A 24225-nucleotide genomic window follows, 5' to 3' on the forward strand; every position below is an offset into this window, starting at 1 on the left:
GCAGTATTCCCGTTCTTCCGGTGGGCGTTTGAAGTCGAAGATGGAATCCACAATGCCCCGCTCTTCGAGCAGGGTGCGCACGATGGCGTCGGTGGTCTGGGTCTGGAAGATGCGGCTGTTGTGCATCAGGCCCAGGCGCCACAGGGGCGGCTGGATGACCACTTCGTAGCGGGTGCGGCGGTGGCCGGTGTCGCCTCGCATAAATTCGTTCACCACGCCGGTGAACCGGCGCAGGGGCTGGCCGTCCTGCCACACCACCAGGTCTACCGGCTGTTCCAGTACATCGGCGGCGGCCACATCCGGGTCGGTGCTGGCCAGTTGCAATCGGCCATGGAACAGATCGGACAGCCGTTCGGTCAGCGCAAAGCCGACAACGACAAAGTGATCCGAGGGGAATTCGCCTACACGGGCGGTGAACTGCAATCCGCTTGCCTGGGGCATGACTTCGATCCCTGAAGATTATGTTGAACTGACTCATCCTGAGCAGCTCCGATTATAACCACCGACTTGCAGAATACAAACCAACCATGCCTCATTCCTGAGGCATTCGCCTTAACGCTCAGCGTCTCTGCTGGTTGGACAACCACACACTCTGATACGACTTCAGGGTGATTGATCCAGCCAGATCATCCACCTCCATTCCGGAGATCAAGTCTACCCAGCGATCCGTTCCGATCAGATTGATATCACTGAGCGCCACCTGCTGCACCTCGGGACTGATGTTATGGATACAGAACACCGACTGCTCCCGTCGCATGCTCTGGCGCCAGAACCCGAACAACTGCAACCCCAGGTGCAAGGTGAACTGCGTGGCGTTCGGATGGAAAGCAGGTTGAGCGCGGCGTATGGCAATCAAACGCTTCAGCTCCCGGAATGCCTTACTGTGGTGGGTCAGCGGATCTGCGAGGGTTTCCTCCAGTTGCGACAACTGCCATTGACTGCGGTTAATGGAGCGCAGGCGCCCGGTATGCTCCACCCGCGCCTGATCGTTCTCCGTGGCCAGCAAGCTGTGAATATAAAAGGCTGGAATACCCTCGAGGGCCAGCATGATGGTATGCGCACACAGGAATCGCCCGAGCTGCCAGTGGTCAGCACCGCCTTCTGCGGTTCCTTTGAGGGCATCCCAGAGCGCAATGTTCATCTCATAGGGCTGATCCCGCCCGTCGGCCGTCCGGCGATAGGACACCTTACCCCCAAACGACTCCATGGTGTTGATCAGGCGTTGCTTTTCATCTTCGGTCAGCAGGCCATCTGTGGGCCGCAGACCAACGCCGTCGTGGGAAGCGATAAAGTTCAGATAGGTGGTCCCCAGCTGCGCCGGGGGCATACTCATCAGCCAGGTTTTCAGATGTCGGCAATTGCCGGTCACCAGCGTGTTGATCAGCAGAGGCGGCAACGAAAAGTTATAGATGGCGTGGGCTTCGTTGGCATTGCCAAAATAAGTCAGGTTCTCCCGGTTGGGCACGTTGGTTTCGGTAATCACCACCGCGTCCGGCGTGTGATGTTCGATCAGCAAGCGCAGAATTTTGATCAGCTCGTGGGTTTGCTGCAGGTGAATACACGGCGTGCCCGGCTCTTTCCAGAGAAAGGCCACGGCATCCATACGGAAAATCATCACACCCCGTTCCAGGTATTGGCGGATGATCCCCGCAAACTCCAACAGTACCTGCGGGTTGGCAAAGTTCAGGTCTACCTGATCTTCACTGAAGGTGCACCACACATAGCGCTCGCCGTCGTCGGTCTGCACCGGATTGAGCAGGGGCGACGTACGTGGCCTCACTACCTGGCTGAGGTCGTCTTTCGGGTTGCCTTCAAAGAAATAGTCCTTACCCGGGTCGATGCGCTTCTTATAGTTTTCGAACCACCGGCTGCGGGCCGACATGTGGTTGATCACAAGATCGGACATCAACTTGTAGTCCCGGGCAATGGCCTCAATCTCCGGCCAGCCACCGTGACTCTCATTCACCGCCAGGTAATCCATCACCGAAAAGCCATCATCAGAGCTGAAGGGAAAAAACGGCAGTATGTGCACCGCGGAAACGGAGTCCTTAAGGCAGTCATCCAGGAAGCGCTTGAGCGTCACCAGCGGCTTCTCGTCCGGTTGCTGGAGCGTGTCCGCGTAGGTGATCAGCAACACATCGGTTTCGTCCCAATGGTTCTGGTGGGCCGGTGGGGCGTCGGCATTGGGTGCCAGCCCCATGGTGGCCAGTAACTGCTCCGCCAGAAAGTCGCAATCTACCGAGGGATAGACGACCTCGAGCATACCTTGCAGCTTGCTCTTCAGTGGCTGAGTCATGGCCGATATTCCTGATTGTCCAGTTCAACAGCCTCCAGCAGTTGCTCACGAATGTCCGAAATGGCACTGGTCACCCGGTTCCAGCTGGGGATGAAGGGGGTGTCCATGGGGTTATCCAGGAAGTAGGCACCGGCGCGCATCACATTCTGGGCAAACAATTCCACCGCCTTTTCTTCCTTGTGCCGATCAAAGCCGAGCCCGTTGATCACGGCGTCGTTCTGATAGGTTTCCACAAAATCCAGAGCAATACGGAAATAGGTCGCCTTGATGGTGCGGAACTTCTCATTGGAGAACACCTCGCCATTGGTGGCCAGCTTTCGGAACAGGGCCTTGGCGATATCCACACTCATCTTGGACAGTCCTCGGCTGGCGTCCTCCGGCGAGAGATCCTGATGCTTGTGATCGTAGACATCAGCAATATCCACCTGGCACAGGCGGTTAGTGGCGTAGTTTCGTTTCATCTCCGAGAGCACACCAATCTCGAGCCCCCAGTCACTGGGAATGCGCAGGTCATTGATAACATCTGTGCGGAACGAGAATTCTCCGGCCAGGGGATAGCGGTAGCTGTCGAGGTAGTCGAGAAAATCGTTCGGGCCGCAGACTTTTTTCAGGGCACGGATCAACGGGGTTACCAGCAGACGACTGACACGGCCATTCATCTTGCTGTCGGCGACCCGGGCGTAATAGCCCTTACAGAACATGTAGTTGAATCCAGGGTTGGCCACCGGGTAAATCAACCGTGCCAGCAGGTCCCGCGAGTAGGTCAGGATATCGCAATCATGCAACGCCACCGATTTGCTCACCCCGGAGGCCAGCACATAACCGAAGCAATACCAGACATTCCGCCCCTTACCCATTTCAGTTGGGGCCAGGCCCTGCTCGCGAAGTTTGAGGTCGATGGCCCGCAAACGCGGCCCATCGTTCCACAGTACCTTGAACGGCTGAGGCAGCTCGGAGAAGTACTCCAATGCGTGCCGGTATTGTGCTTCATCGGCACGATCGAGCCCGATCACGATTTCTTCCAGGTAAGGCACCTTTGCCAGCTCCTGGACAATGTGTTTCAGGGCGGGGCCTTCCAGCTCTGAATACAGCGACGGCAACACCAGTGACATGGGCCGCGCTTTACGGAACTGAAGCAGATCGGCCTCGATGTCTTCTACCGGTCGTCGCACAAGATTGTGCAGGGTCGTTACTATGCCATTCTGGTAAAAGTCGCCCATGGCGCCTCTCCTATGCTTTTGGCCACGCCTGGCGGCCTAGTAGCCGTACTCGAAAAGAAGATTGAGTACGCATTCGTTCCAACCCTCCGGGCCGGGCTTCAGGGAGCGCATGGGGTGCTTCTGCGATGGTAACTGGACCTGATCGCTGTTCACCCCGCGAATCACCACCGGGATATCCGCGGCCTCCAGCATGCGCTGGTCGTTCGGGCTGTCGCCCAATGCGATGGTGACTAGCGGCTCGCCCCGATAGTGCTCCCGGTATTGCTCCAGCAAAAAGCGGGCCCCCTTGGCTTTGTCGAAGCGCCCCATGGCGTGCCAGAAACGCCCCCCCTGCACCAGTCGGAGCCCCTCACGCCCCAGTGCCGCACTGAATTGGTCCAGCTCCGGGTCACTGCCTTGCCAGATCAGCGGCTCCGTACCCAGGCGCTGCCGGGCCCGAGAGGCCTCCACCTCATCCAGACCCGCAACCTCCGCCAGTTCCGCATCCGCCATATCCGAAAAGCCCCGAAACTGTGCACCCGCCTTCCTCTGCACCATAAGCGTGCGAAGGACCTGCTGGTGATCTGCTCCAAAATTCATCACCTGTTCTTCGGTGCGGTCCAGACAGCCCGCCGGGATAACCGCCGCCGCGCCGTTCTCGACGATAAAGGGGGCCCGTATGCCCATCGCGTTTTGCAGATGGCGCATCTCGGCGGCGGTTTTACTGGAGTTAAAAATCAAGGGGATACCGTTAGCGGCCAACTTTGCCATGGCCGGCGATGCGGCCCGCCAGCTGTAGCTGTGATGGTCCAGCAAGGTGCCGTCCAGGTCGGTGAAAACTATCAGGTGTGGTTGCATTTGGTTCACCTGCTCTGCAATCTGTTGTTAGGCTTCAACCCTATACATACGCAGTATTCATACCAAAGCCAGGTCGTTTTATGAGCAACAACAGCTTTCAGGTGGAACATCGCTACCTGGAATTACCGGACAGCTTCTACAGCCGGGTACAGCCATCCCCCCTGTCTGAACCGCGCATGGTCTGCTTTAACCAGGCCCTGGCCAGCGATATGGGATTTCTGGTGCGGGATGAAAACGACTGGGCAGCCATAGGTGCCGGCGCCGAACTCCTGGAAGGCATGGACCCGGTCGCCATGAAGTACACCGGGCATCAGTTCGGCATGTACAACCCGGAACTGGGCGATGGCCGCGGCCTCTTACTCTGGGAAACCGTGGGACCGGACGGTACACGCTGGGACTGGCACCTGAAAGGGGCAGGCACCACGCCCTACTCCCGCTTCGGCGATGGCCGGGCAGTACTCCGGTCAACCATTCGTGAGTATCTGTGCAGTGAGGCCATGCATGGCCTGGGAATTCCCACCACCCGGGCGTTGTTCATGATCAGCGCCAAAGACCCGGTGCGCCGGGAATCTATTGAAACCGCCGCCGCTTTGATGCGGGTAGCGAAAAGCCACATCCGGTTTGGCCACTTCGAGTTTGCAGCCCACCATGAAGGGCCGGACGCCCTGAAAACACTGCTAGAGCATGTGATTGCCCTGCACTTCCCTCAACTGATCAGCTTGCCGGAGGACCAACGCTACGCCCGCTGGTTTGAGGAAGTGGTGGAACGCACCGCCAGACTAATTGCGAAATGGCAGGCCGTTGGTTTCTGCCATGGGGTGATGAACAGCGACAATATGTCCATTATCGGAGACACTTTTGACTATGGCCCCTTCGCCTTCCTGGACGATTTCGACGCCGGCTTCGTTTGCAATCACTCCGATCACGAAGGCCGCTATGCCTACAACCGCCAGCCCCAGGTAGGCTTTATCAACTGTCAGTACCTGGCCAATGCGTTGTTGCCGATCATGGACGAAGATACCGTTCGCCGGGGACTGCGACGCTATGAAACCGCCTACAACGAGCATTTCAAACACCAGATGCTCGCCAAGCTGGGGCTGGAGGAAGCGGATGGGTCAGATATGGGCCTGATCATGGACACCTTCAGCATGCTCCACGAACACCGCGTGGACTACACCCGGTTTTTCCGCGGCCTGTCCAACCTGCACGACCATGGCACCGCGCCGGTTCGTGATCTGTTCGCAGACCGCAGCGTGGCTGACGAGTGGCTGGAACGTTACGAAGCCAGACTACAGAAGGAAAGCCGTGGCCACGATGAACGGGAATACACCATGCGCCGGGTAAACCCGAAGTACATTCTGCGCAACTACCTGGCCCAGCAAGTCATCCTGGAGGCGCAGAACGGCGACTATGAGCCAATGAAGGAACTGCTCAAGGTGTTGGAAAAGCCCTTTGATGAGCAACCCGAGTATGAGAAATACGCTGCCCTGCCACCGGATTGGGGGAAACATCTGAACATCAGCTGCTCTTCCTGAACGGCCGCTATTTCACCAGGGCATCTTCCTCATGTTTGACTGGCGCCAGCGCATCCAGCCTGGCGCCGTGTCGCATCATAAACAGCACCAGAAGAATCGCAGGCACGCCCATCAACCCCGCAATCAGGAAGAACTCGGCGTAGCCAAAGTTCGCCACCACAATCCCGGAAAAGCCCCCCAGGAACTTGCCCGGCAGCGTCATCAGCGAGCTGAACAAGGCATACTGGGTGGCGGTGAACGAGGCACTGGTCATGCTGGACAGCCAGGCAATCAGCGCCACGTTGGCAATACCGCCACTGAGGTTATCGGCACTTACCACCAAGGCCAGCGCCGCGATATCCGGTGGTTGCTGGGCTAGCAGCACGAATAGAAGATTGGTTGCCGCCGTCATGACGGCACCTGCCAGCAGTATCCGGCGCACGCCATAGCGCACCACCAGCACCCCACCGACCATGGAGCCAACAATGGTCATAAAAAACCCGAACACCTTGGTGACATCGGCCACCTGGGTTTTACTGAAACCCATAAAATCCAGATAGAACGGATTGGCCATCACCCCCATGGCAATATCCGAAATGCGATACACCGCCACCAGCACCAGAATGGCCACCGCCAGCTCCCGATACCGACGGAAGAAGTCCAGAAACGGGCCAGCCACCGCGGCATAGAACCAGCCAGTTAACCTGGCCAGGCGTTCCGGCAGGTGGCTTCGTTTCTCCACCTCTTCCTCAATTCGATGGGCAATGTCCTGCGCAGCCGCAAAATGGTTTACTTCCGGCTCTTTCACGATCAGAACCGTCAGGGCACCCACACCCACCAGCGCTGCCATCACCTTATACGACACTTCCCAGGACCAGAACTCCGCCACATACAGTGCACCGGCGCCAGCCACCAGCAACGCCAGCCGATAACCAAAGATGTATGTGGCCGCTAACGCCGCCTGCAGGCGCTCCTGAGCAATCTCAATGCGATAGGCATCAATGGCCACATCCTGCGTGGCGGAGGAAAAAGCCACCAACAATCCGAACAACGCCAGTGTCTCCGGAGCCGCCAGGGCGTTCGTCTGGGACATCAGGTACAACCCGGTGGCAATGCCCGCCTGGGCCAGCAGAATCCAGCTGCGGCGCTTGCCAAATAAACGGTCCAGCACCGGCAGTTTCAGCCGGTCCACCACCGGCGCCCAGAACACCTTGATGGAATAGGTAATGCCAAGCCAGCTGAAAAAACCGATGGTGGCGGTCTCCACCCCAACGTCTGCCAGGCGGGCATTGAGGGTGGAAAACACCAGCAGAAAGGGCAGCCCCGCCGAGAACCCGAGAAACAACATGGCAATTACTTGCCAGCGGGTGTAGGTGTAGGCGGTATCCCGAATCAGGGCTACAACATTGGGGGGAAGATAAATAAGAGCCTCTCCGAATCAGTCGCGAAAGTTGTTGAACTGCAGCGGGATGTCCAGTTCTGCCTCACGCAACATGGCAATGGCTTCCTGCAGGTCGTCCCGTTTCTTGCCGGTAACCCGTACCTTGTCGCCCTGAATGCTGGCCTGCACTTTCATCTTCTGCTCTTTGATCATCTTCACGATCTTCTTGGCCATGTCCGTTTCAATACCCTGCTTCAGGGTGAAATGCTGCTTCACCAGCTTGCCCGCTTTGCTTTCGCCATCTTCCGACAGGGCACGCGTGTCGATGTTGCGCTTGGCAAAAGCCATTCGCATCATGTCCACCAGTTGCTCCAGCTGGAACTCCTGCTCTGCGCTCAAAGTCAGGCGCTTGTCCTCCAGCTCGATATCCGCCTCAACATTCTTGAAATCCCAGCGGTTACCCAGTTCACGCTTGGCCTGATCCACCGCGTTGGTAACTTCGTGCATTTCGATTTCTGAAACAATGTCAAAAGAAGGCATAGTCGTTATTCTCCAAAGGCCACGGAGGGGTATACTGTGGCGACAATTTGATTACGGATGTTCGAAACCGCCAAGAATACCAAGAGCTGTGGCGAACCGCATCTGACAATGGACTGGTAAGAAGTAGATAAATAATGCCAAACCTCGATCTTCCCATTCTCGTAGTAGACGACGCCAAATTCAGCAGTATGGTGGTGGGCCGTACGCTGCGAAATGCCGGATACCGCGACATACGCATCGCCAACAACGCACCGGCTGCCCTGAAACTCATGGAACAACGCCCGGTCAGCGTACTGATTGCAGACTGGCTGATGCCAGAAATGGACGGCCTGCAGCTGACCGACCAGGTGCGCCAGCAAGACGAGCAGAACAACCACTACACCTATGTGATTCTGCTCACCGCCCGCGAGAGCGTGGAAGCCTTGTCGGAAGCGTTCGACCGGGGTGTGGACGACTTCATCTACAAATCAGACATGACCAAACAGCTCATCCCTCGCATCTTTGCGGCGGACCGCATGGCAGACCGGCAGAACACCCTGCTGCGCGCCAACGCGCTGCTGGTGGAGAACAACCGGGAACTGGAATCCAGCAACATCATTGATCTGGAAACCGGGCTGACCAACAACAAATACGCGCGCCAGCGCTTGCAGAAAACCCTGCGCCACGCCGAATCCCGCGGCGGGTCAACCGCCTACGTCATGTGCGGCATCCGTAACTGGCAAGAGCTGAAGCGCAAGCATCCGCCCAGCGTGATGAGCGAACTGTCGATCGGCATCGCCCGGCGCCTGAGCACATTGATTCGCCCGATTGATGCCCTGTGTCGGGTGGGTGATAACCAGTTTGCGATTGTCTCCTACTTTCCCAACAGTGATCACTGCACCACCACCGCGTTCCGGCGCATTTTTGACGGCATCAACCACAAAGCCCTGAAAACCACCGCCGGCTTCATCTCTGTGGAGGCCGGTATGGCCCTGTGCAAAGCCGATGCCCAGGACGGCACGCTAACAGTGCAGGATTTGGAGCGCGCAGCCGTGCAAGGATTGGTAGATGCCTATGAAACCCGTCGTTTCACCGAAATCACCCCGGAGATACGGGAAGGTGTGTAGCGATCACAAACAGTAACACTGGGACACACTTCACAAACAGACAGGAAAGGCGATCAGGCTTATTCTGACATTGTGGAATCAAGCAGTATCCACCCATGGCGGAGGAGCCGAGTAGTACCTCCGCCGCCATATGGGTACCGCAAGCCGGTTCCGCAGGATTAACGAATTTTTCAGGCACTTTCGTTCTTTCCGAATTTCTTAAGCCAGCTCTCGTAAGCTGGCTTTTTTATTGCCTGCGAAAATCCCCCGGCGTTTTACCCGTCGCTGCCTTGAACTTTCGGTGATCTGACTGGTAAGCGCCATTATTACAAGGTCTGGACGGTAAGACTGGTATGCTTCAGAGCTTATAATCACGGCAGGGCGTTTTTTCGTGGTTTTCAAATTCGTAAATGGAAAGCTGACCAGAACCACATCGCCAAATTCAAAGTTTGTCGTAGGCTGCATCATCCTCGTTGTCCCATACCTTTTGGAAAGAAGCCTCCGCTCCCCGCGCAAAATCCCTGCGCACATGGCGTTCACGATCTTTCTGGCTCAGAAAATCAATAAAATCTTCAACCTCTGCCAAGCGCTCTGGCGGCAGATGCTCCAGTTTCTTGGCAACTTGCTGAACCCGGTTATCCATCGCTCTCTCCTGTCGGTTCAGTTACTCTCAGGAAGTCAGTATCGCACGTCAGACACAAAAACGCCCAGCATTGGGCTGGGCGTTTTTGACTAGCAGGGCCTACATCAAAGCTTGCGGCCTTTGCCAGCGGCAATCCGCAGGCGCAGCGCGTTCAGCTTGATAAAGCCTTCCGCATCTTTCTGATCGTACGCACCCTGGTCTTCTTCAAAGGTGGCGATCTTCTCATCGAACAGAGAATCGTCAGACTTACGGCCGACCACGTCCACATTGCCCTTGTACAGCTTCAGGCGAACGGTGCCGTTCACGTAGTTCTGGGTCTGGTCGATCAGCGCCTGAAGAGCCTCACGCTCCGGGGACCACCAGTAACCGTTGTAGATCACCTCAGCGTAGCGCGGCATCAGGCTGTCCTTCAGGTGTGCCACTTCACGGTCCAGAGTAATGGACTCGATGGCGCGGTGGGCGCGCAGCATGATGGTACCACCCGGGGTTTCGTAACAGCCGCGGGACTTCATGCCCACGTAGCGGTTCTCAACGATGTCCAGGCGGCCAATACCATTTTCACCGGCCAGCTTGTTCAGGGTTTCCAGCACCACGTGGGGCTTCATTTCCTGACCATCTACGGCAACGATGTCACCCTTCTTGTAGGTGAGCTCCACGTAGGTGGGCTTGTCCGGCGCGGCTTCCGGAGAAACACTCCAACGCCACATGTCTTCTTCGGCTTCGGCCCAGGGGTCTTCCAGGTTGATGCCTTCGTAGGAGATGTGCAGCAGGTTGGCATCCATGGAGTACGGGCTCTTGCCCTTCTTCATTTCCACCGGGATGTTGCGCTCTTCACAGTACTTGAGCAGCTTCTCGCGGGAGTTCAGATCCCACTCACGCCAGGGAGCGATCACCTTCACGCCCGGCTTCAGGGCATAGGCGCCAAGCTCAAAACGAACCTGGTCGTTACCTTTACCGGTAGCACCGTGAGAGATAGCGTCTGCACCAGTCTCGTTGGCAATGTCGATCAGGCGCTTGGCAATCAGCGGGCGGGCGATAGAGGTGCCCAGCAGGTACTCGCCTTCGTAGATGGTATTGGCGCGGAACATCGGGAACACGTAATCGCGCACAAACTCCTCGCGCAGGTCCTCAATGTAGATTTCCTTAACGCCCAGCGCTTCGGCTTTCGCACGCGCCGGTTCCACTTCCTCGCCCTGGCCAATATCGGCGGTAAAGGTTACCACCTCACAGTTATAGGTATCCTGCAACCACCGAACGATGACGGAAGTATCCAGGCCACCGGAATAGGCCAGCACCACCTTTTTAATATCAGACATGCCCTTGCTCCAGACTGAACAGAATGGATGTGTTGAAAACAAGGGCAACATTGTACGGGATGGCGGGGGGAATGGCTATTGACTAACGTCGCAGCGTACATACACTGTACGTATGATCAAATTCGAATGGAATCGCAGCAAAGCCGCGTCGAATGCTAAGAAGCACGGAGTAAGCTTCGAAGAAGCGCAAACTGTCTTTTTTGACGAGTTTGCCATTGCGAAAGAGCAGGAGGCGATGCAATCAGGATAATTTCAGCCAGGAAGGCAACCGCAAGAGAACGAATTCACTACCATGGTGGCCTCTCATGAAATCAGAATACGATCTCTCAAAAATGAAATCGCGGCCGAACCCTTATGCCGCAAAGCTCAAGAAGCCCATCACCATGCGCCTGGGTGAAGATGTGCTGGAATACTTCAAGGGAATGGCTGAAGAAACCGGAGTGCCATACCAGACTCTCATCAACCTTTACCTAAGAGACTGCATGACACATGGCCGGAAAATTGACATAAACTGGCAATAGCCCTCCACCAGCGGTGGAGGGGAAACAAAGTTAAACAGCCGCTTGCTGCTGGCTGACAACTTCCTCGCGAATGCCGTCCCAGCCGTCTTTCACAGAACGCAGCAGGTTCAGCACTTCATCCAGCTTGGCAACGTCATTCTTGGCGCTGGCTTCCAGCAAGGTGCGCTCCATGTAGTCGTAAAGAGCTTCCAGCCGGGTGGCCAGCTCACCACCTTTCTCAAAATCCAGGAACGCGCGAAGGCCGCCGATGATTTCGATGGCCTTATTGAGCAACTGCCCCTTAGCCGCGTAATCCTTGGCCTGAATCCGGGATTTGGCCATATTAATGCGCTCGATGGCCCCGTTATACAGCAGCTGAATCAGCTTGTGCGGGTCTGCATCGGTGATGCTGGTTTGGGTATTAACGCGCTGATACGCCTGTAAACCGTTCATATATAACCTCGTGTCACCGTTATCCGGTATGCCATGGTTGGCTGGCCAACCATCAGTATAGCTGAATTAATCGTTCTGCCGGTTCGGCGCCAGGGCCGCCAGCTGCTGAGTCACGTAATCCCGCGTATTATTCAACTGGGAGATCAGGGAGTCGGCAGCGCTGAATTGCTTCACCAGGCGTTCCTGATAGCTTTCAATCCGCAAGTCCAGCTTGATTCGGTCTTCCTGAATGCGCTCCAGGTCCCGGTTCAGGGCGTCAGTACGGGAGCTCAATGCACCGTCTGCACCCAGAATGCTGGTAATGGCATCTACCGCGCGCTCACTCACACCCTCGATGAACTTCACCGAGCCGCGATTACCAACGTCACCGCCGGTAATGCGCACCTGCAGACCAGCGGCATCGCCACCGGCACTGTTTGCCAGGAACAGCACCTGGCCGTCGCCCTGGGCGGTCTGGCCGTTAATGGTGCCTTGGACATCCTGGCCGGCGGTGCCGGTGGCGGTGTTAAGCCCAGTAACGTTGCTCAGCCCGGTCAGGCTTACGTTAGAATCGCTACCAAAGCGGTTAGAGGTAAACGTCAACCCCTCTGTAGCATCATAAGCCACCTGAACCGACCGCCCAGCTGCACTCAACGCAGTATTCTCACGAAGGGCTGTCTGAATGGCAGCGGCAAAATCCTCACCGGAATAATCACCTGCAGCAATCGAGACCGTTGCGGTGGTTTCACCATCCACCTGGAACGTGAAACTGTTATCGGCTTGAACCTGAATCGCATCTGCCGTGTTTGGGACAGAGTAATTAAGGCTGCCCCGAGTCGCCATCTGGGTTACGTTAATGCTGTAATCACCCGGGCGAGTATTAGAGCCGCTACGAACAAACTCCACCTGGGAATCACTGGTTCTGCCCTGCTCGGCAAACAGTGCCGTAACATCATCCGGGTTTTCCCGAAGCTGCTGCTGAAACTTCTGGCTATCAAACTGCAACTCACCGGTGCGGAAATCGGTACCAATGCCCACGTCTGCCAGGCTGCGCACATTGGCGCCTTCCAAACCGGGTATAACGTCTGTCAGCACTCTCTTAAGCTGATTCTGGATGTTCCGAACCGTGGAATCCCCGGTCAGAATACTGCCCTGCCCCGTCTCGCTATCAAATGAGGACAGCTCACGGATGGTGCCCTGCAGCTCGTTGAACTTGTCTACGAACGCCTGAACACGCTCGGCAACCGCCGCCGTGTCCTGCTCTACCTTAACGGTGGACGTTCCGGTATCGGTCAGGTTGAAGGTCAATCCATCCACCACGTTCTCAATGGTGTTGGTTGAACGGGTAATCAGCACGCCGTTAATTTTCATCTGGGCATCGGCGGCCGCAATGGTTTGTTCCATCGCCGGATTGCCTTCGGGGTCTGCGGGGTCAAACGCAAACCGCGCCAGCCCTTCTGCGCCAACCTCTTCACTGGCCGTAATCTTCACAGCATTGGCGGTGCCAGTGTCATCGGCGGAGAGCGTCAGCCGGAATCCGTCACCGGTATCAATCACACCCGCAGACACCCCGGCGTTGGCCTCATTAATGGCGTTCGCCAGGCCCTGCAAAGTGTCATTAGAAGAGTCAATCGTGATATTGGTGGTCTTGTCACCCACCTGGAGAGTCATCGTACCGCGGCCAATACTGGTGGCGTCGCGATCCGCAAAGGTTTCTGTGCTGGCCAGCGCCTGGGATTCTGCGAGGCCCACCACATCAACACTGTAAGAGCCCCGTGCCGCCTTGCCGGCATCCACCGAGACATCAACATTGCTACCCGAGGACGTGGCCGAAAACGACTTCATCGCATCCGCAGAACCCAGCTGGCGCATAGGCAACCGCAGCTCTGTGACGGCACTGCGCAACTTGCCATAGGCGGAAATAAGCGCCTCGGTGCGCTCCGTTTTCTGATCCAGCCGAACTTCCGTGGGCCTGCGCTCCGCAGCCACCAACTGGTCGACAAGATCCGACGTCAAAACGCCGGAGCCGATACCTAATGATGAAATACTGGCCATAACCGTGCCTCCTCAGGGGGGCGAATCTCTGTACTGATCAGTTTATCGGCAGCAGGCGGCAAAACTTTGCCTCTTTTGCCCTAAATATAGAACCGATTTGTAACTGTGTGTATCTAAGCTTTTTTAGCCACGGACGACACGGACATTCACGGACAAGAAACGAAACCGAACTGCTTGACCGTCCGTGTTAGTCCGTGTCGTCCGTGGCCAAACCAATCCTTTCAAACGCAAACACCGCCGGCTCTTTTCCAGAGGCGGCGGTGCTGAAATACCGTCGTTTACATCCGCGCAAAAGCGGCAAGCTTTTACACTTTGATGTTAAACAACGTCAGCGGTTCGTCCTGCTGCAATTTTTCTGCCAACCTCATTGCCACTTCGTCCGGGATCTGGCGGATCACTTCCTGGGTTTGCTGATCAACCACCCTTACGATGGTCTGGCCCATTTCATTATCCACTTCAAACTGAAGATCCCGCTGCACAGTTTGAACAAAGTCGTTCAACTGGCTAACCGCCTCATTCAGCTCCTTGCGCTGCTCTTCATTACGGACCTGCAGCTTTTCAGCCTGCGAAGCCTGTTGAGCAACCTGGGGAGCCTGCACCTGGCGGGTACCGGCAGCCGAAGCAGTAAGGTCAGGGGCGTTCCGGCCCTCGGCCTGAGATGACGACATTGCCTTGGCCGGAGCCTGGGCGCCAGAGCGTACCAGTTTCAGGTCCGGGCTGTTCAGGTTAACGTCATTCATAGCTTTACCTCGCTATCCTTCAACGGCGGAAGGCCGGAACCCGAGGGTTCCGGCCGTTACCGCTATGCCCCTTACTGCAGGAGGGACAGAACCTGCTGCGGACGGGCGTTTGCCTGAGCCAGGACGGAGATACCGGCCTGCTGCAGTACCTGGGATTTAGCCAGGTTGGCAGTTTCTGCCGCGAAGTCAGCGTCCAGGATACGGCTGTTGGAGGCACTGAGGTTTTCCGAGGTTGTTGCGAGGTTCGCAATAGTGCTTTCAAAACGGTTCTGAATTGCACCCAACGCGCCTCTGAGCCCGTTGACTGTAGTGATTGCAGAATCGATCCGCTTGATGGCATCGTTAGCGTTAGCGACAGTATCAACCTTAACACTCGACAGCGTGCTGGTGTCCTTTGCGATAACGGTGTTATTGTTGGCGAAACCAAGAGCTACACCATCTCCAGCAATAGTAATTTTCTCAGAAGCACTTAAGGTTAGCTTTCCGCCGTTGGTAGCAGTCGCCCCGGCAGTCGTCCCAAGTGTAGTGCCAGCAGCTGCAGTCAAACCACCACCAGCGCCGCCGGCAACAATCTGGTTAATAGTGATATCACGCCCATCCGCAGCTGTCAGAGTCAGATCCGACCCCGAAAGTGAGGCGACAACACCTGTTTCGCTAGATTCAGCATTAATGGCGTCCTTAATCTGCGCTACAGTAAGCACCCCATTATTTTCCTGATCCTGATCCAGGACAGTAACACCATTAATCTCAAGCGTGTAGTTCGCACCCGTTCCTGTGCCAGTTGTGTCTGCAATGGTGAATTCAGCTGTAGTTTCTGCCTCAACCGTCAAGCCAGCAATTCCAGCGCTTTTAATCGCCTCAGCTTTAGCAAATGCACTACTGGAGCTTTGACCAGCCTCAGTTCCAGCCACTGAAGCCCCAATATTAACTGCTGCGCCAGTACCTACAGCGATGGTACCTGTACCTGAGGTGGAGTTGCCGTCAACACGATTAGCGCTTTCCTGCTCAGCAATTTGCCCAATCTGACCAGCCCGAACCCCTTGACTCAGGTTGATCGAGATTGTCTCACCTGCGTTAGCACCGACCTGGAAAGCATCTGTTCCAAAATTACCATCCAAAACCTTCAGACCGTTGAAGGACGTCTGGCTGGCGATTCGATCAATCTCCGCAATCCGCTGCTGGACTTCAGCGTTCAGTGCCGACCGATCAGATGCGCTGTTCGTGGCGTTTGCCGATTGAACCGCGAGCTCACGAATCCGCTGCAGGTTGTTGGTGATCTCATCCAGACCACCCTCTGCCGTCTGGGCTAGAGAAATGCCATCGTTAGCATTACGGGTCGCGACATTCAGACCAGAAATTTGAGATTGGAAGCGTGTGGAAATCGCCAGACCGGCAGCGTCGTCCTTGGCGGAGTTGATACGCAGGCCGGAAGACAGGCGCTGAAGAGCCTGATCATTCTGACCCTGAGACTTGCTCAGTTGGTTCTGGGCGTTCAGTGAAGCGACGTTAGTGTTAATACCGAGAGCCATATTGCTTCTCCTTCGACAGATGTCGTTATTTCATGGAAAAGGTCTGGCGCCCATCTTTTGGTTTGGTAGCGCCGCCCTGTTACTCCACTTAACGGCACCCCACCCGGTTGCTTTAGAAAAAATTTCAACGATTTTGTAAAGGAATGTAAAAAGTCGAATTCGACACCTGCCACCAGCTAACCGTCACTTGAAAATCACACTCTCGTTCGGAATTTCAGGACCGCTTTCTTGCCCCAACCAGTATTTATGCCCTGGGGGTACCGGCCCACTGCCAGGCTCTGGACATAGAAGACGCTCCAATTGCTGCGCTTCCTCGCGATCACCTACTTCGGTTAATCTGGCAACAAGCTTCTGATGAGATACCTCCACAAGGAGCACACGCTCAACCAACGACAAAAAGGCGTTAAGGTATAACCGCAAAGCCTTCGAATTTCGGTTACTGCCATATTTTTTCTTGGTGTCGGGCAAGTCAAACTCAGGCTGAACGCCCCGAGACACCTCGATTGCTGCAACCAGTGGGTCGAGCAAAGCACTGCGATAGCCCTGCCTCGATTGTTGTTTTTCCTCTCCGTAGACTCCCCTCATTACGTTAGGGAAATAGAGCCGTCCCTGATCAACGAGAATCGAAAGAGAAAGAACCAGCTCCCTCGATCTTTCAATCGCTTCCTGGTGACTCGAATGTTCAAAATGGGCATGCATGCGATTCATCACGTCGACAACCTCTGTGGCCCACTTCTCGACACTCTGATTCAGGCGCCCCCTATCTGCGTCCACCGCCAGCCGATAATTCCTCTGCTGCCAGCGATGACTGATAAACCACCCACAGACAGCAGATATAAATGCTATTCCCGAACCGATTAGAACTTGAAGCACGTTATCTCCCTAGCAGCACTAGATCGCCTTATGGATTCAAGCCGCATATAGCTCTCTCTGAACAGCCAACACGGATTGCCGAAAATACGGATTTGTTAAAGAGGCCTTGGTGATCAGGTCAACGGGCCGATTGAAAAGTGCCTCCAACTCAAGTTTCAAATCAAAGAAAGCAGCGGCTGTTTGTCGAGCTGACAAGCCAGCTTCAAACGACACAAGAAAATCCAGGTCACTTTCCTCCCGGAAACGGTCCGTTGTGGCCGACCCAAAAACCGCAAGGTGGCTGACATGATGACGCCTACAGAGTTCTGCAAGGTCGCCGGCGTGTTCTTTGAAGATATCTGGAATGGGGGTCTCTGCCATGATGCTCTACCCGGTCACGAGAATGCGTAGACTCTATCATAGCCCGATAACAGAGCCCCATGTACCTTTGGGGCCAGACCCCAGGACATTTGGTGGGGTGAAATGTACTGGCGCCCACCCCACCCAATTGCTCGATAGCCCCAGCACCTTTCGCTATACTCCATCCGAACTTACTGATTGAGAGCACACGTAACATTGCACATCCCTACCTGCTGGGTTATCGCTGGCCCGAACGGGTCAGGGCTGTATCACCTTTTAATTCAGGAGTCTCTCAAGTGACACCGAACGCGGATGGTCAGAGAATATCAGCAGCAACCATTCTCGAAAGTCTTTCTCGCGCAGTTGAAAAGGAACTCGAGCGCAAGCGTAGGCTTGGGCATTATTATGTAACCTACGAAAATGGTGCCGCCCGCTTCCATGGCGATGACGCACCTTGTCAGGAGAAGCCTGAAGATACGCAAGTTTGAAATTTGGGGTCAGACCCCAGGACATTTTCTGGGGTGAAATGTACCAACGCAACTCCACAAAACCGGCAATCCTTTTCCCATCCCCCACGCCAACTTTCCGGCACAAGGCAATACCCTGCTCAAAACCTGATCTAAAAACCATCAATTAAAACAGGCATGTAAAGCCACTTTCTTAAAACTGGCACGCCCTTCGCTTGGTATACGGCAAAACGGCAATTTAACGAATTTTCGCCGGCAAGGGTTCCCCTTTCAACATCGGGCATCTGGTTTCCGGCACCTCTGAGCAGGAGAATAGATATGCCTCAGGTCATTAACACCAACATTGCGTCGCTGAATGCTCAGCGCAATCTGAATGCATCCCAAGGCGATGCCAACGTGGCACTGCAACGGTTGTCTTCTGGCCTGCGGATTAACTCTGCTAAAGACGATGCGGCCGGTCTTGCTATTTCCGAGCGCTTCCAATCCCAGATCGCCGGCCTCAATCAGGCCCAGCGAAATGCCAATGATGGCATCTCCCTTGCGCAAACGGCTGAGGGCGCAATGGATGAGATTACCAACAACCTGCAGCGGATTCGTGAACTGGCAGTTCAATCGGCGAACGCGACGAACAGCATTTCCGACCGCCAGGCACTGAACCAGGAAGTGCAGCAGCGGATTGAGGAAATCAACCGGATTGCCAGCCAAACTTCCTTTAACGGATTGAAGGTGCTGGACGGTACGTTTGCGACGCAAACTTTCCAGGTTGGGGCTAATACTGGCGAAACGATTGCTATAAGCGGTTTAGATTCCCGGGGAAGCCAGATTGGGTCGGTTTTGAAGGAAACTGATGGGCTTGGGGGGTTCATTGTCGAGCAAGGTGCACCTGGCGAAACCTTAGTAAACCTCTCGAATACTTTTGCATTCGACGGTGTGGAGGAGTTCGGGGGCACGATTACAATAAACACCGTACCACTCACGATCACCCCCGGTACATATGCCAGCCCCACTGCTCTTAAAGATGCCATCGCCAACGAGATTTCGGGTAGTGGTGATCCTCTCCTCGACGGAATAGCCGTCGATGTTGATCCGTTTGGCAGAATCGTTTTTCAGAATGCGAACGAGACTGCAATCACCGCAAACTTCAATCTTGCTACGACCGACGCAAACACAGTTACCGACGACGTACCGAATATTGACGCATCTGGCAGCGAGGTCACGGATACAGACAACTACGCAATCTCGGGATTCGACTTCACAAACGGAGGTAGCTTAGAGGTTGGAGGTGGCACTGTTGAGATTCCAGCGGGTGCATCTGGCGACGATATCGCAGCCCTGATCGAAACCGAATTTGATGACGCCAATACCTCCGTTGCCTACAACTCGGGCACAGAGTCATTCGATATTACAGTCGCCAACGGCTCTCAATTCGATCCGCCTTCAGTAACCATCACAGCAAACGACGCATCTGCTGCATTCAACCGCAGCCTTGACTTGACTCCGCGAGCCGACCAGACACTTGCGGACAGCTTCTCAGATGGAGACACTTACGATTTCAGTGTCGAAATCAATGGTACAAACTATAGTTTTGAAGGCCTCAGCTCGCTCAACGACATTGTTAGTCAAGTAAACGCCAAGTCAAACGAAACGGGAATCCAGGCGAATCTCAATGCAGAAAACAATGAGATCTTCTTCTCATCTCAATTCGGCGAGCCTTTCACTATCGATATTCAGGCAGATCTTGATGGTGACGGCGTATTCGACCCTGCAACAGAAACCCTACAGTCAGTGGTTGCCACAGTCGAAGACGACACAATCTCCATGAACAATTTGGACATTTCCACCCGCGAGGGTGCAGACCTCGCCATGATCGCCGTCGACTACGCCATAGACACCATCAACGGCTTCCGAGCCGAGCTGGGCGCGGTCCAAAACCGCTTCGAGTCCACCATCGCGAACCTGAGCACCACCTCAGAAAACCTATCGGCCTCCAACAGCCGAATCCGCGATGCCGACTTCGCCGCAGAAACCGCCGAACTGGCCCGCACCCAGGTGCTCCAGTCTGCCGGCCTCTCGGTGCTGGCCCAGGCCAACGCCCGGCCTCAGCAGGTGCTCCAGCTACTGCAAGGCTAATCTCCTGCAGCACAATCAAAACGGCCGGGCTAATCACCCGGCCGTTTTACTTTTGGGGTCAGAAAACCTACAGCACGATTAGCTCGACGCTGGCCTGACCGACGAATCGGCCAAAACCTTTATCAAAAGTCATCAACTTTTCGCACCCATGCCGTTCAGCATGAACAAGGTGAACCAGATCATTCACGCTTTTTCCGCAATCCAGGTCCAAGGCCAGTTTCGTTGCTGTCACAACATCTGACTTTTCAATTGCAGGGGTAGAAAACTTCTGGAAAAAAGCTAACGAATCACTGTGTGCAGAAAGCTGTCCGAGTTTCGCCAATACAAACACCATCTCAGACAACACTAACGGGGAAATGATTAGCTGTCTCTTTGCTATCGCAGCTTCAATCAACTTCTCGGCGAGCTTTTGCTTATCAGAATTCTGATTGATAATGGCGTAAATCAGAATATTGGTATCAAAAAACGTCATTGTTTATGTCGTCCTCCATGGACACTACCGCCACATCCTTGGCCACTTCGGGTTTGCTTCTGCGCGTTGTCTGCAATGCCTGGAATTCGCCCAAATCTTCGCTGGCCTCACCGCTGACCGGCTCTTCGTCCACGAGAATGATCACTCGGGCGTGTTTATTGAGCAGGCTTTGCCACTCCTTCAGCTCCAGATATTTGCCGGTGATGTCGGTTTCAAACTCAATGGCGTACATAACCACCTCAGTCAACGTTCACAGGAGCAGTTTACGCCCGAATAAACATTCCCACAAATAAGCAGACCCAAAACTCAGCGCCGGCTCTCATTCATCACAAACCGCTCAACCGCAAGCTGCACAGCCTCATTCAATCCGAGCCCTTCCCCTGCTGCTTTCATTGCCAGCTTCTTGTGCAATTCCCTGCCAATTCGGATATTGAACGAACCCTTGAACGGCTTATTCGGCTCGATACCCATGGCTGCGCAATCTGCAAGATACTCATCCACCGAAACCCGGAATTCCTTTTCAAGCGCGCGAAGGTTTTCAGCTTCGTACGTAACCAGGTCGTTTATGAACAGGAGCTTGCCGTAAAGCAGCCCCCTGTCCAGATCATGCTCGATTGAGCCAACCTGCCCCTTGTGTTTCAAGATATTTGAATTCATACCAGCCCCCAGGCTTTCAATGTCTGCGCCACATCCCGAATCATCAGTGGGCCGTAGACTTTCTCCGGATGCGGCCTGTGCAACCGAATCATCAAACCACGCTCGCCGGAGCTAGCCTGCAAGTAAAATCGCACCCGCGAACCACTGCCTTGAACTTCTTCAAATCCCAAACTGAGCAAATAGCTACGCAACTCTGTCCACGTAATATCTTTAGGCGTGGGCTTTCTGAGCAGCCTGGCCCTGAACTTATCCTTGTTAACCATTGGATCATCCTGATCAGCTATTGCAACTATAATATGGTTGCACCAATTTGATCGCAACCATAATACGAGAGTTGGGGGGCAGACCCCAGATTCGTACTTGGAACCCTCCAACCAAAATGGCAATATATGCCAATAGACACAGGGAGGCCCCGAATAATGGCAACTAGAAATATAGTTCTGACAGACCATCAGGCACAACTGGTGAGTAACCTGGTTAAGACAGGTCGCTACCAAAATGCCAGCGAGGTACTGAGAGAAGGGCTGCGGTTGGTCGAAGAGAAGGAAGTCCAACTGCAGCAAAAGCTTCTCGAACTTCGCGGAGCCTTAGCCGAAGGGCTTGCAGACGTCGATAATGGCCGCACAGTCACACTGGGCACCGGTGAAGCGATCACAAACTACCTGATCAACAGGGCCGCAGAACTGAATAAAAAGGACTAAACAGCATGCACCCACTATGGACGGTGGAACTTTCCCAAAACGCTGCCAGAGATTTCGACGAGATTGTGCGCTACACGCGGGACAACTTCGGCATCCACCAAGCTATGAGTTACAGTGGGCTGATTGCGCATACCATCCAAGAATTATCCGAGCGGGGCCCTGATCATCCTTTAGCAACGGATAGATCTGAACTCCTACCGGGGATCAGAAGTATAAGGATTCAGAGAGAGTCTCAGAAAGCCCGACATGTAGTGTTTTTCAAAGCCATATCTGAAATGTCAGCACGCAAGCTCGTCGTCGTGCGAATCCTGCACGACTCAATGGATTTCGCCGAGCATCTATAAATTGGGGGCTGACCCCAAACCCAAAACTGGCACACCTTTCGCAACACCTCCCCCAAACCCCGGCAAACCGTCAAAAAACTGCAGACCTTTGCCGCATCGGATAATGGCTGGTAACGAGGTGTTCCATGCAAGTACAACATCATAACGCGCATCTTTCCCGCTCCGTTCAGGCTCAGGTCGCGCGCCTGGTGCTCCAGGCAAACCTGGCGTACGGCGAGTCCAATAGCAACGGGCTCTCCTACATTCAGCGGCTGAAAGCGCGCAATGAATGCCGGGAATACCTGAATCAGGCGCTGGCGCTGGAGGCCGATCACGCAGCGGCCCTTGGCCTGCTGGGCCGGGTCGAGATGGACGATGGCCAGCTTGAAAAGGCCCACGCCCTGTTCAACGCCAGTCTCAATCGGCAACCGGCGCAGGCCCAGCAATATTGCAACTTGGGCTACTGGGCACTGAAGAGCGAGCGCCCCGCCCTGGCGGAGGAGTATTTCCTGCAGGCACTGGAATGCGACCGGCAATCTGCCGCCGCTTTCTGCGGGGTTGCTCATGCCAAACGGCTGCAAGGCCAGTTCGATGTTGCCTACCTGCACTACCGCAAGTTGCTGCAGAGCGGTTCGGAATGGGACTCTGTCTATTCCGGCATGCTCTCCTGTGCCCAGCACCTTCAGGTTCACAAAGCCGACAGTGATCTTGCGCTGGACGCCATCGCCCTGCTGCGCAAGGAAGGCCTGCCACACCAGGAAATCGGCCGCTTTGTCGGCGCAATCATCCAGCAGCAATACGACCTGGATAACCCGAACGCCGAGATATTCCTGGATGCCGCCGCCGAAGATGAATTGCTTATTCTGGCGCTCCAGAAAACTCTGATGCCTAATGCTGCCGTGGAAGAACTGGTGGTGCTGCTGCGTCGCGCCATCATGGCAGAGGTCGCTCAAACGGCCAGCCTGAGAGATGAGCTCCAGCCGCTTTGCCTGGCCATCGCGGAATACGCCGACCGCACCGGCTTCGCGCTGGCCGCGGAAGACGATGAGGAACGCCTGGCGGCCACCATCAATGAAAGCATCATGGCGCAATTTGCCGTGGGCGAACCTCAAGAGGCCCTAATTGGCTCGCTGATGAGCAGTGCCATGTATGGCGCACTTTTCCACCAGAACTTTGCAGTACAACTTGGCCAATGGAACCTGGTGGACTGGCCCCTGGCCATGCAACCCATGATGGCAGCAAGTTACTACAACCGGGCGGAAGAAGAGGCCATCAAGCAGAATTTTGACGAAAAAGCCGAGGAACTCTGCCTGGAGAAAACGGATGTGCCCCAGGCATGGCCGGCCTGGAGCCAGCTGGCCTATCGGACGGAGACCAGCCTGAAAGCCGTGATGGCGCAGGAACTTGGCCTGAACACCGACAACCTCCCCGCCACGTTGCGGATTATGGTGTGCGGCGCTCAGTCTGGCCAGCGAGCCATGGAACTGGCGCAATACCTGAACGATGTGGAAGTGATTGCAGTTGATGAATCCCTGGCCAATATCACCAAAGGCACCCGCATGGCCCAGAGCCTGAACATGGACAACATCGTGTTCTGGCCCTGGTCCATCGCACAGCGTTTTGTGGCCGATGGTCACAAGGTCCATTGGGTGGAAGTGGGCCGTGTGCCCTCACCGGCCATGACCGAGCTTTCTCTGGCCGCACTCATCAATACTGCCTCGAACACCGGTGCCATTGTGCACATGCACACGGCGCTGGCCGAGCAAACCCAGGGTGACAAACAGATTCGCCGCCTGGTCGCGGAGCATAATCTGCAGCCCACTCGTACCGCCTTACGTCAACTTCGCAGGATGGTTTTGGCCAACCGGCAAGATACCCTCTGGACAGAGCTGCTGAAGGACGAGGACTTCTACAGCCTGGGCGGCTGCCGCGATCGATGGTTCCGGCCGCAGGACGCCAACCAGCTCAAAGAACTGCTGGCCCTGGTGAGCAATGAAGTGGAGTGGAAGCTGATTAAAGCCCGGGATGAAGATGGCCACAGCCTGGCCACCGGCCCGGTACAGCGCCAGATCCAGGCGGAAGCCCTGGGTAGTGAAGTTCAAAGCCTGATGGGGCAGAACCTGAGCGTGTATTTCCAGCGTCGGCGCTAAACAATGGGGGCCAGGCCCTCCGGAC

The 24225-nt window shown here is 55.3% G+C and carries 28 protein-coding genes; 9 read left to right on the forward strand and 19 right to left on the reverse strand.

All coding sequences use genetic code 11. The features are described from left to right. The 4 genes from JIF53_RS08595 to JIF53_RS08610 form a co-directional block, all read right to left on the reverse strand. Window positions 1-441: contractile injection system protein, VgrG/Pvc8 family (locus JIF53_RS08595; protein ID WP_266096867.1), on the reverse strand; the 441-nt coding region annotated here is incomplete at its 3' end. A gap of 118 nt (window positions 442-559) precedes the next feature. Then, on the reverse strand, window positions 560-2296 hold the full coding sequence (locus tag JIF53_RS08600; RefSeq protein WP_199452258.1) for a sugar phosphorylase: 1737 nt from the start codon (window positions 2294-2296) through the stop codon (window positions 560-562). Next, on the reverse strand, window positions 2293-3516 hold the full coding sequence (locus JIF53_RS08605) for a glycosyl transferase (RefSeq protein ID WP_199452259.1): 1224 nt from the start codon (window positions 3514-3516) through the stop codon (window positions 2293-2295). Before JIF53_RS08605 ends, JIF53_RS08600 begins: the two co-directional genes overlap by 4 nt. A gap of 36 nt (window positions 3517-3552) precedes the next feature. Then, window positions 3553-4353 carry an HAD-IIB family hydrolase gene (locus JIF53_RS08610; RefSeq protein ID WP_199452260.1) on the reverse strand — a complete coding sequence of 267 codons (801 nt, stop codon included), beginning with the start codon at window positions 4351-4353 and terminating at the stop codon, window positions 3553-3555. 80 nt (window positions 4354-4433) lie between these two features. Between JIF53_RS08610 and JIF53_RS08615 the strand changes: the two genes are divergently transcribed. Beyond that, window positions 4434-5888 (forward strand): protein adenylyltransferase SelO, encoded by a 1455-nt coding sequence (locus tag JIF53_RS08615; RefSeq protein ID WP_199452261.1) that lies wholly within the window; start codon window positions 4434-4436, stop codon window positions 5886-5888. A 7-nt stretch (window positions 5889-5895) separates the two neighbouring features. Here the strand turns inward: JIF53_RS08615 and JIF53_RS08620 are convergent, their stop codons facing one another. Continuing rightward, on the reverse strand, window positions 5896-7290 hold the full coding sequence (locus JIF53_RS08620; RefSeq protein ID WP_413231163.1) for an AmpG family muropeptide MFS transporter: 1395 nt from the start codon (window positions 7288-7290) through the stop codon (window positions 5896-5898). A 15-nt stretch (window positions 7291-7305) separates the two neighbouring features. Continuing rightward, complete coding sequence (locus JIF53_RS08625; protein WP_011786031.1) at window positions 7306-7788, reverse strand: YajQ family cyclic di-GMP-binding protein; 483 nt, start codon at window positions 7786-7788, stop codon at window positions 7306-7308. A 134-nt stretch (window positions 7789-7922) separates the two neighbouring features. Here JIF53_RS08625 and JIF53_RS08630 point away from each other — a divergent pair, with 134 nt between their 5' ends. Continuing rightward, window positions 7923-8894 (forward strand): response regulator, encoded by a 972-nt coding sequence (locus JIF53_RS08630; protein WP_199452263.1) that lies wholly within the window; start codon window positions 7923-7925, stop codon window positions 8892-8894. 198 nt (window positions 8895-9092) lie between these two features. Here JIF53_RS08630 and JIF53_RS19775 read toward each other — a convergent pair whose 3' ends face one another. The 3 genes from JIF53_RS19775 to JIF53_RS08645 all read right to left on the reverse strand — a co-directional run bounded on the left by JIF53_RS19775 (window position 9093) and on the right by JIF53_RS08645 (window position 10832). Continuing rightward, window positions 9093-9404 carry a type II toxin-antitoxin system PemK/MazF family toxin gene (locus JIF53_RS19775; protein ID WP_416234185.1) on the reverse strand — a complete coding sequence of 104 codons (312 nt, stop codon included), beginning with the start codon at window positions 9402-9404 and terminating at the stop codon, window positions 9093-9095. Then, on the reverse strand, window positions 9316-9516 hold the full coding sequence (locus JIF53_RS08640; RefSeq protein WP_199452265.1) for a DUF2281 domain-containing protein: 201 nt from the start codon (window positions 9514-9516) through the stop codon (window positions 9316-9318). Before JIF53_RS08640 ends, JIF53_RS19775 begins: the two co-directional genes overlap by 89 nt. A 104-nt stretch (window positions 9517-9620) precedes the next feature. After that, a complete protein-coding gene (locus JIF53_RS08645) occupies window positions 9621-10832 on the reverse strand; it encodes an argininosuccinate synthase (RefSeq protein WP_199452266.1) in 1212 nt (403 codons plus the stop codon). 112 nt (window positions 10833-10944) lie between these two features. On the opposite strand from JIF53_RS08645, the gene JIF53_RS19780 reads away from it, so the two are divergent. Continuing rightward, complete coding sequence (locus tag JIF53_RS19780) at window positions 10945-11082, forward strand: BrnT family toxin (RefSeq protein WP_199452267.1); 138 nt, start codon at window positions 10945-10947, stop codon at window positions 11080-11082. Between the two features lie 55 nt (window positions 11083-11137). After that, window positions 11138-11353 (forward strand): CopG family antitoxin, encoded by a 216-nt coding sequence (locus JIF53_RS08655; protein WP_072676869.1) that lies wholly within the window; start codon window positions 11138-11140, stop codon window positions 11351-11353. A gap of 30 nt (window positions 11354-11383) precedes the next feature. On the opposite strand, the gene fliS is transcribed toward JIF53_RS08655, so the two are convergent. The 6 genes from fliS to JIF53_RS08685 all read right to left on the reverse strand — a co-directional run bounded on the left by fliS (window position 11384) and on the right by JIF53_RS08685 (window position 17321). Further along, window positions 11384-11785: a flagellar export chaperone FliS gene (fliS, locus tag JIF53_RS08660; protein WP_199452268.1), complete on the reverse strand. Its 402-nt coding sequence runs from the start codon at window positions 11783-11785 to the stop codon at window positions 11384-11386. Between the two features lie 66 nt (window positions 11786-11851). After that, window positions 11852-13819, reverse strand: a complete 1968-nt coding sequence (fliD, locus tag JIF53_RS08665) for a flagellar filament capping protein FliD (RefSeq protein WP_199452269.1) — start codon at window positions 13817-13819, stop codon at window positions 11852-11854. Window positions 13820-14124: 305 nt separating this feature from the next. Then, complete coding sequence (locus JIF53_RS08670) at window positions 14125-14559, reverse strand: flagellar protein FlaG (RefSeq protein ID WP_199452270.1); 435 nt, start codon at window positions 14557-14559, stop codon at window positions 14125-14127. Window positions 14560-14630: 71 nt separating this feature from the next. After that, the gene (locus JIF53_RS08675; RefSeq protein WP_199452271.1) at window positions 14631-16088 is read right to left on the reverse strand and encodes a flagellin; all 1458 of its coding nucleotides are present in this window, start codon (window positions 16086-16088) and stop codon (window positions 14631-14633) included. Window positions 16089-16271: 183 nt separating this feature from the next. Further along, entirely contained in the window at window positions 16272-16961 is a 690-nt protein-coding gene (locus JIF53_RS08680) for a hypothetical protein (RefSeq protein WP_199452272.1), read from the reverse strand. A 36-nt stretch (window positions 16962-16997) separates the two neighbouring features. After that, complete coding sequence (locus JIF53_RS08685; RefSeq protein WP_199452273.1) at window positions 16998-17321, reverse strand: nucleotidyltransferase family protein; 324 nt, start codon at window positions 17319-17321, stop codon at window positions 16998-17000. Window positions 17322-17596: 275 nt separating this feature from the next. Between JIF53_RS08685 and JIF53_RS08690 the strand changes: the two genes are divergently transcribed. Further along, window positions 17597-17788, forward strand: coding sequence for a hypothetical protein (locus JIF53_RS08690; protein ID WP_199452274.1), 192 nt, complete (start codon window positions 17597-17599; stop codon window positions 17786-17788). Between the two features lie 297 nt (window positions 17789-18085). Further along, window positions 18086-19897: a flagellin gene (locus JIF53_RS08695; protein WP_199452275.1), complete on the forward strand. Its 1812-nt coding sequence runs from the start codon at window positions 18086-18088 to the stop codon at window positions 19895-19897. A 67-nt stretch (window positions 19898-19964) separates the two neighbouring features. Here the strand turns inward: JIF53_RS08695 and JIF53_RS08700 are convergent, their stop codons facing one another. The 4 genes from JIF53_RS08700 to JIF53_RS08715 all read right to left on the reverse strand — a co-directional run bounded on the left by JIF53_RS08700 (window position 19965) and on the right by JIF53_RS08715 (window position 21289). Next, window positions 19965-20369: a type II toxin-antitoxin system VapC family toxin gene (locus JIF53_RS08700; RefSeq protein WP_199452276.1), complete on the reverse strand. Its 405-nt coding sequence runs from the start codon at window positions 20367-20369 to the stop codon at window positions 19965-19967. Beyond that, window positions 20356-20601 carry a hypothetical protein gene (locus tag JIF53_RS08705; RefSeq protein WP_199452277.1) on the reverse strand — a complete coding sequence of 82 codons (246 nt, stop codon included), beginning with the start codon at window positions 20599-20601 and terminating at the stop codon, window positions 20356-20358. Before JIF53_RS08705 ends, JIF53_RS08700 begins: the two co-directional genes overlap by 14 nt. 74 nt (window positions 20602-20675) lie before the next feature. Continuing rightward, window positions 20676-21026, reverse strand: a complete 351-nt coding sequence (locus JIF53_RS08710) for a type II toxin-antitoxin system HicB family antitoxin (RefSeq protein WP_199452278.1) — start codon at window positions 21024-21026, stop codon at window positions 20676-20678. Then, on the reverse strand, window positions 21023-21289 hold the full coding sequence (locus tag JIF53_RS08715) for a type II toxin-antitoxin system HicA family toxin (protein ID WP_199452279.1): 267 nt from the start codon (window positions 21287-21289) through the stop codon (window positions 21023-21025). Before JIF53_RS08715 ends, JIF53_RS08710 begins: the two co-directional genes overlap by 4 nt. A gap of 156 nt (window positions 21290-21445) precedes the next feature. On the opposite strand from JIF53_RS08715, the gene JIF53_RS08720 reads away from it, so the two are divergent. The 3 genes from JIF53_RS08720 to JIF53_RS08730 all read left to right on the forward strand — a co-directional run bounded on the left by JIF53_RS08720 (window position 21446) and on the right by JIF53_RS08730 (window position 24200). Continuing rightward, window positions 21446-21727: a type II toxin-antitoxin system ParD family antitoxin gene (locus JIF53_RS08720; RefSeq protein ID WP_199452280.1), complete on the forward strand. Its 282-nt coding sequence runs from the start codon at window positions 21446-21448 to the stop codon at window positions 21725-21727. Window positions 21728-21732: 5 nt separating this feature from the next. Beyond that, window positions 21733-22071: a type II toxin-antitoxin system RelE/ParE family toxin gene (locus JIF53_RS08725; RefSeq protein WP_199452281.1), complete on the forward strand. Its 339-nt coding sequence runs from the start codon at window positions 21733-21735 to the stop codon at window positions 22069-22071. 125 nt (window positions 22072-22196) lie between these two features. After that, window positions 22197-24200 carry a hypothetical protein gene (locus tag JIF53_RS08730; protein WP_199452282.1) on the forward strand — a complete coding sequence of 668 codons (2004 nt, stop codon included), beginning with the start codon at window positions 22197-22199 and terminating at the stop codon, window positions 24198-24200. Window positions 24201-24225 lie beyond the last annotated feature (25 nt).

Source organism: Marinobacter sp. bablab_jr008, assembly GCF_016464145.1.
GTDB classification, from domain to species: Bacteria; Pseudomonadota; Gammaproteobacteria; order Pseudomonadales; family Oleiphilaceae; genus Marinobacter; species Marinobacter nauticus.